Source organism: Limnospira sp. PMC 289.06 (assembly GCF_032350395.1).
Lineage (GTDB): Bacteria > Cyanobacteriota > Cyanobacteriia > Cyanobacteriales > Microcoleaceae > Limnospira > Limnospira platensis.
In genome coordinates this window covers 1-410 of the sequence record NZ_JARPLC010000504.1, presented here as the reverse complement: position 1 = coordinate 410, position 410 = coordinate 1, and the positions used below count along the sequence as shown (strand labels likewise).

The following is a 410-nucleotide window of genomic DNA, read 5'->3' as shown; positions in this document are numbered from 1 at the left end:
ATGGTTCAAGCCGGACATTCGGTTTCCCTAATCATGGATGGTTGGCAGTGGTCTCGGTTCTGGTGTTGGGTTACACCTCGGAGCCTTCCGTTCCCCGCTTCAATCCTGGGGTTGTGATTCCCAAAACTGGGGGTGGCTATCGCCGTTACCCTAATTTCCTGATTTTACTTATCCATTTCTGGGCTTCCTATAAGGAATTTGTATGAGTAAGTTCGTTTTGACCTTGGGTTCCCTGCCTTGTTTTGTATATTTCTATACAAACGTTGGGACATATAAACAGTTATGGGATGGTCAGAGTACGAGTCCCTTATATTTCATCAAGGGGTGAAAATCCCACTAGGAGGTTATTTCAGGCATTGCAGCCTTATTTGATTCCTAAACGTCTCGCACCTATTCTCGCTTCTTATACC

General features: G+C 45.1%; 1 protein-coding gene. It reads left to right on the top strand.

The annotated features are described in order from the left end of the window. Nucleotides 1–206 (top strand): hypothetical protein (locus P5674_RS26005; protein WP_315643451.1); only part of this gene is annotated, 206 nt, incomplete at its 5' end. Nucleotides 207–410: the final 204 nt, after the last annotated feature.